The sequence below is a fragment of the Murimonas intestini genome (assembly GCF_024622195.1).
Classification (GTDB): domain Bacteria; phylum Bacillota; class Clostridia; order Lachnospirales; family Lachnospiraceae; genus Murimonas; species Murimonas intestini.
In genome coordinates, this window is sequence record NZ_JANKBI010000016.1 from 130,420 (window position 1) to 137,072 (window position 6,653).

At 36.2% G+C, this 6,653-nt stretch carries 7 protein-coding genes; 6 read left to right on the forward strand and 1 reads right to left on the reverse strand.

Annotation, left to right across the window (positions count from 1 at the left end):
- Positions 1–59 precede the first annotated feature (59 nt).
- From NSB28_RS19480 to NSB28_RS19490, 3 genes are all read left to right on the forward strand, one after another.
- Positions 60–1,040, forward strand: a complete 981-nt coding sequence (locus NSB28_RS19480; RefSeq protein ID WP_109748168.1) for an AAA family ATPase — start codon at positions 60–62, stop codon at positions 1,038–1,040.
- Between the two features lie 313 nt (positions 1,041–1,353).
- Positions 1,354–2,574: a plasmid recombination protein gene (locus NSB28_RS19485; RefSeq protein WP_109748167.1), complete on the forward strand. Its 1,221-nt coding sequence runs from the start codon at positions 1,354–1,356 to the stop codon at positions 2,572–2,574.
- A 5-nt stretch (positions 2,575–2,579) separates the two neighbouring features.
- On the forward strand, positions 2,580–2,855 hold the full coding sequence (locus tag NSB28_RS19490) for a hypothetical protein (RefSeq protein ID WP_109748276.1): 276 nt from the start codon (positions 2,580–2,582) through the stop codon (positions 2,853–2,855).
- 145 nt (positions 2,856–3,000) lie between these two features.
- Here the strand turns inward: NSB28_RS19490 and NSB28_RS19495 are convergent, their stop codons facing one another.
- Positions 3,001–3,297, reverse strand: coding sequence for a DUF6809 family protein (locus tag NSB28_RS19495; protein WP_109748166.1), 297 nt, complete (start codon positions 3,295–3,297; stop codon positions 3,001–3,003).
- A gap of 121 nt (positions 3,298–3,418) precedes the next feature.
- Here NSB28_RS19495 and NSB28_RS19500 point away from each other — a divergent pair, with 121 nt between their 5' ends.
- The 3 genes from NSB28_RS19500 to NSB28_RS19510 all read left to right on the forward strand — a co-directional run bounded on the left by NSB28_RS19500 (position 3,419) and on the right by NSB28_RS19510 (position 6,642).
- Complete coding sequence (locus NSB28_RS19500) at positions 3,419–3,667, forward strand: helix-turn-helix domain-containing protein (RefSeq protein ID WP_109748165.1); 249 nt, start codon at positions 3,419–3,421, stop codon at positions 3,665–3,667.
- 87 nt (positions 3,668–3,754) lie between these two features.
- Positions 3,755–6,139 (forward strand): SIR2 family protein, encoded by a 2,385-nt coding sequence (locus tag NSB28_RS19505; protein WP_109748164.1) that lies wholly within the window; start codon positions 3,755–3,757, stop codon positions 6,137–6,139.
- Positions 6,140–6,378: 239 nt separating this feature from the next.
- Positions 6,379–6,642 carry a hypothetical protein gene (locus NSB28_RS19510; protein WP_257517600.1) on the forward strand — a complete coding sequence of 88 codons (264 nt, stop codon included), beginning with the start codon at positions 6,379–6,381 and terminating at the stop codon, positions 6,640–6,642.
- Positions 6,643–6,653: the final 11 nt, after the last annotated feature.

The window sequence follows — 6,653 nt, forward strand, 5'->3', positions numbered from 1 at the left end:
TACAATTATAACAGAGGTTTCTTCCAGTGACAATGACATTTTCAGAAACGGAGGGCATTATGGAAGAAACAAAAACAGAATTACAGATGATTAAAATGTCGGAGGTACAGTCACAAAAAGTGTCGTGGCTGTGGTATCCGTTTATCCCTTATGGGAAATTGACAATTATACAGGGCGATCCGGGAGACGGAAAGACAACGATGGTACTCAATATAGCGGCAAAGCTGTCAAATGGTGAGGGGTTAGATAATGAAATGAAGCTGACGGAACCATTAAATGTGATTTATCAGACAGCGGAGGACGGGCTTGCTGATACAGTAAAGCCCCGTCTGGAAGTGGCGGGTGCGGACTGTGAAAATATTTCTGTCATTGATGAAAGCATAAAATCACTCTCTATGATAGATGAACGGTTAGAGGAAGCAATTATAAGGACAAAGGCTAAAATGCTGATTTTAGACCCAATACAGGCCTATTTAGGCGGTGGTATGGATATGAACCGGGCAAATGAAGCAAGGGATATGACAAAGAAGCTGGCGGCTCTGGCAGAGAAATATCAATGTGCTATTGTGCTTGTGGGTCACATGAATAAAGCGGCAGGAAATAAGGCGGCGTATCGGGGCATGGGTTCCATTGATTTCTTTGCAGTCGCAAGAAGTGTTCTGCTGGTAGGCAGGGTAGAGGGAGAAGCAAATATAAGGGCAGTTGTCCAGATAAAAAACAATCTGGCGGCGTTTGGACACCCGAAAGGTTTTGAATTATCAGAGAACGGTTTCTGCTGGCTTGGAGATTATGATATTACAGCAGATGAAGTTTTAGGCGGTATTGCTCCGAAAGCAAATAAAATGGAGCAGGCGAAACGGTTGCTCCGTGAACTGGCAGAAACGAATAATGCCATGCAAAGCAATGAGATTGTCAATATTGCAGACGAACAGGGCATATCCAAACGGACGTTGGAAAATGCAAAAAAAGAGTTGGGTATCCGGGCGAAGCGGATAAATAACTCATGGTATTGGGAACTGGACAAGATAAGATTGAAATAAGGGAACAACGCAACAATGCAGGGTATATAAAATTTGCGGACTTTAGGATTGTAAGGTTGCAAGAGATATAGAACTTACGTTGTTGCGGAGTTGAACGAAGTTGGAAAACTGGGGGAAGCAAAACGGCTGGAACAGCCGCCCGTCTGTAGAACGAAAGCCCCCGGCAGGGCGCAAAGGCAGCTTTTGATAGAGCGTAGCCTGTCAAAAGTGCTTTTGCGTTACTTTCGACGAAAGTAACAAAGCTATGGCGGCTTAAATGCCGCCCCTGTATTGCTGAAAGGAGGATAAGACAATCGAGAGGACAATCAGCGGCATGGTGGGAAAAGGCTCTATTACCCACAACAGCAGAGCGTTCAAGGCAAAAAATATAAAGGAAGATTACACTCAATATAATATAGAATACTGTAACGAAAATATCAAGACTGTTTACCATGAATTGTTTGATGAAGCCTTAGAGCGTTACAATGAAAAGCAGACACGCAATGACAGGAAGATAGATAATTATTACGAGAAGATACGCACATCTAAACAAGAGAAATTATTTCATGAAGTCATTTTCCAGATAGATAACAAAGATGATATGAACGCCCAAAGTGAAAACGGGGAATTGGCAAAGAAAATTCTGGACGAATTTATGAATGATTTTCAGCAAAGAAATCCAAATCTTAGAGTATTTTCCGCCCACCTCCATATGGACGAAGAAACGCCCCACCTGCATATAGATTTTATTCCGTTCGTATCTGAAAGCAAGAGGGGGTTGGATACAAGAATTTCCATGAAACAAGCGCTTGCTTCTATGGGCTTTAAGGGCGGTACAAAGCAGGAAACAGAATGGAGCCAGTGGATAGCTTCGGAGAAACAGGAATTAGCAAAAGTTATGGAGCGTCACGGCATTATTTGGAAGCAAAAGGGAACTCATAGAAAATATTTGAGCGTATTGGATTTTGAGAAACAGGAACGGGAAAAGGAGGTACAGGAACTTACCGACCAAAAGAAAGAAATTAGCCAGAGCATACAAGAAATACATAAATCGGTTATCAGTGAAACAAGAGATTTGAAACGGTTACAGGGGCAGAAACGGGAGATACAGCAGGAAATTATAAAGCTGTCATCTGATAAAGGAGCAACAGAGAAGAATATCCACATCATTCGTGAAAATCCGGCGTGGCAGTTACCGGAACCGGCGGCTCTGACAACGGCAAAAACTTATCGGGATAAGAAAGCAATGCCCTTGTTAAAGAAGGTCAAGGAAACACTGGTGGCGGCGCTTATTCGGAATGTCCAGTTGATTGAAGCGGCCGATAAATTGAAACAGCAGGTGGAGCGACTTCAAAGAAATTGCAATTATTTGGAGGGGCAGATAAAACAGGTAGAAGAAAAAAATCTTTCGCTCTCAACTGATTTAAAAGATTATGAGTGTGTAAAAGCCGGCCTTGGAGAACAAGAGGTGAAAGCTATCATTGAAGGTCAAAAAGCGGCAGAAATGTGCTTAACGGTTCCTAAACATTACAAAAAAACGGAGGTATCGCTTTGACAGACATGGAGAAAAAAGTCATGCTTCGGCTGTGTGCAAAGGTTATCCAATATACAGATTTTGAGACAGACCGGGAAGCGGAGCAGTTGGTAAATTGGGTTATACTAGATAATCAGAGGAAGCAGAACAACAATGAAATCCGTTCTTTAATGGCGGAATATAAAAAGGGGGAGCTGGAGCGGAGGGAAAGTATTAGAGAAGCCTTAGAGCGCGGGAAAGAAATTTGCGGTAGGAGGAATGAGTTGTATGAAAGCCAACAGGAGGTAAAGCATAAGCTGTGAAAGTTGGAACGGGAGATTTGATTTTTTCTTAATTACATATAGAAACATGGCGCTAGCGCCATGATGGAGAGGGCGGACAACGAGATATTGATTGCTTCGCCCTCTATGTTTTGGCTGTCAAATGAAGGATTTACGGACAGAAAAATTATTCTTCAAGGTCTGTGTAATTGCTTTGATACACTTCAATCATCATTCTTGCGCCCAGGCGGAAGCCATCAAGGAATGACCCAGAAAGTTCAAGGGGAACGGTGTCAAGCTGTTCGTCCATGATGTCAATGAATTTTTCGTGTAATGGCGGGGCGAGAGATTTTAGTTTTTCAATAAAATCTTCATAGTGTTGGTATTGTGCTTGCCGCATGGAACGATATTCCTCTGTTTTAAGACCGAATTGCTCGGCAGGACAAATCTCACCGTCATATAATCTTAGTAATATGCTTTTCATAAATAGCGTCCTTTACTAAAAGTATTTTTACTGACATTTACTGAATGTCAACTTATTTCATGGTTTATCATATAATGGAGTAAATGACAATTAGTAAATGTCAAAAATGGGAGAGGATTTTATGTACAAAAATAAGGCAGAGGACGGCGGTAATAATATCTGTGGACAGAAGATAAGGGAAAGTAGGGAGAAGCTACCAGAAAAAACGTCACAAAGGAAGCTGGCGGATATGCTTCAAAGAGCAGGTCTGGACATTGATAAAAATGCTGTTCAGAGGATAGAGAGTGGCAAACGGTTTGTGACGGATATTGAGTTGAAAGTTATTGCGGAAGTTCTGGGAGTGAGTTATCAGGATTTATTAGACTATTAGAGGTAGTGTTTTAAATCTGGGGCGAAGTATCAGATTAAACGAAATTTACTAATTGTGTTTACTATTCTATTTTTATGGGAGGTATTTATGAGATTTGATAAGGAAACATTATTTAAAGAATTAGTAAGAAAACATGGGATGAATTTGTTCCTTGGAGCCGGATTCTCGGTTTATGCTTTTAATGGGGACGAAGAAAGTCTGCCGTTAGGAAATGACATTAATGAAACGTTAATAAATTTATTTGCTCTTGATAAAAATAGAAATTTTAATTTGAGTAAAACTTGTCAAAAGATAAAAAAAGATAACGAAGGTATGTTGGAAAAAGTATTGAAGGAAAAATATACAGTAAAGTCTTTTGATAGAGAATATATGACAATTACCAAATTGCCGTTGAAAAATATTGTTACAATTAATATAGATAACCTGCTAGAAAAAATTTTTGATGATCAAGAGTCATCAGTAAATATATCAGATGCCGCTGTGTATGGTACATTAGAAAAAGAAAAAGTTGTAAATTTATATAAATTGCATGGTTCTGTTACATATCCGTTAGGGACTAAGATGTCCTTTACAGAGAAAGAATTAACAGATTTATTTATTAGAAACAAAGGATTGTTTGAGACAGTATCGTTTAAATTATCTGTAGCACCTACAATCTTTTGGGGAACAAGTTTGTATGATAATAATACATTAGAACTAATTTGTAACAGTGAGGCATATTCAAAATCTGAAATGCAAAAATGGATAGTTGTATATCCAGATGAGAAAAACAAAGAATATATAGAAGATTTTGAAGATTTAGGATTTAATATCATTGAGGCAGATACTAAAGAACTTATAAATTATTTAGGAAATCAAAGTTTTGTAAGACAATCAAATAATAAGAAATATATTTATAAAGAATATAGAGAAAAATTCCCCAGTAATTTTGTATGTAATGAACTCAAACGTTCTGGGGTGAGAAGGCCTGTTGTAGACTTTTTTGCAGGTGCAGAACCACAAATATCAGATATTATGTCTAATAATGTATGTAGAATATCCTATTTTTCAAATACACTAGAAACAATTTTATCAGGTAATATAACGTTAATTACGGGAATACCTGGATGTGGAAAATCAACATTACTAATGCAGTTAGCTTTTTCAAGTGAAATGGATGGAAGAAAATTTTGGTTTAACAGCATTATAAAACAAGAAGCGGAACGTTTAATAAAGTTGGTTGAAGCAGATGATAATGTTATTGTTTTTATAGATAATTTATATAATAATATAGATGCTTTACAGGTATTAAAAGGGGCTAAAAATATAAAGTTAGTTGTAGCGGAAAGAGCCTTAAATTATGAATATGTAAAGCGTTTTTTTAGCATTTCATCAGATAGGATAGTAGATATAAGTAATCTAAATTCAGGCGATATACAAATAATATGTAAATCTATGAATCGTTCAAGTGCAGATGCTATTGAGTTGATGAGAAATAATGAAAATATATCTTTACTAGAAATAGTATTTTTTGTATCTACTAGTGCGTTAATTAAGGAAAGAATTAAACGCTATATAAGTGATTTGATAAACTTTACCGATAAAAATTTGAAAATTGATTTGTTAGAAATATTTACTCTAGTAAACTATACTAGTTATTGTGGAGTTCCATGTTCTATGGATATGATGTACTTCTATTTTAATGAGGATATTGATTCATATGAAGATATATTATATGCATTAGAAAAAATGAATAAGATAATTGTAGAAAGTACGGAAACAAATACATGTGAGCAAGACCAGAATTATATGGTAATGAGAAGTAAATTATTCTCTGAAAAATCATTAAGTTTGGTAGATAATAAAACTATAGCTCATGTGCTAAATCGTTTCTTGGAAAACGTTAGTGCGCAGATTATCTATCGATACGATATATTTAAACGTAGAGCATATGATGCTGATATTACCAAAAGAGCTTTTGATATAGGAGATGGAATTAAATTTTATGAAAAAATATTAGAAAATAATCAATCCCCTTATATTAGGCATCAATATGCACTATTTTTGCAAAGAAAAAATGAGTATGAACTAGCTTGGGAACAAATAGATCAGGCTTATACAGAGAGTAAGAAAAGAATTTTTTCAATTGCTAATACCCATGCTATCATTATGTTTGAAAAGAATATGCGCAGTAAATTTAATGCAGAAAATGAATTGTCTTTATTAAAAAGTACTATAGAAAAATCTTTCTTAACATTGGAATATTGTATTACGCAAGATGTTCGAGTGAATTATCATGTATTAACATATTCTAGAAATGCTATTAGATATTACGAAAAGTTTGGTTTAGATGAATATACAAGCCAATATATTGAGAGTGCATTAAATCAACTTGGTATTATTTTGACATCGGGTGAGTATATTTTCCGTGGCACTTTAAAAGAATTGGTTAACTTACAAAGAGAACTTAATGAAATAAAAAATATTATATAATAGTCGGGAATGGCTCTACCTTGGCTCTAATAATTTCGACTGGTACGAATATGAGAACAAAATTTAAAGAATATAGATAATAAATTCGATAAAATACAGGGTAAAACAGCCAGTTCAAGGTAAACGCAAAATAGCAAGTACCTTTTCAAAATTATCATACGTGAGATAATAGACTCATCACTATAAAGTCAAAAAAGTTTAGTACTCAACTATTTTGACCAGACTACAGGAGGTGAGTCATGAAATCTCATACAAGTTTAGTTGCACAGCAAACACGTTTGAGTGAATGGGCTGAACTGGTCAGAGATTGTCAAAATCGCCCACAGGGTATGAAAATCGATGAATGGTGTCAGCTGCACCACATTACGAAAGCGAGTTATTACTGGAGACTCCGAAAAGTTCGGGAAGCTTTTCTGGCAGCTGCTGACAACACACCAGGTAGTGTAAATAAACTTGTGTCTTTGGAAAAAAATGACTCCTTTTTGGTAAGAATTAAGATATGACAATTCTTATC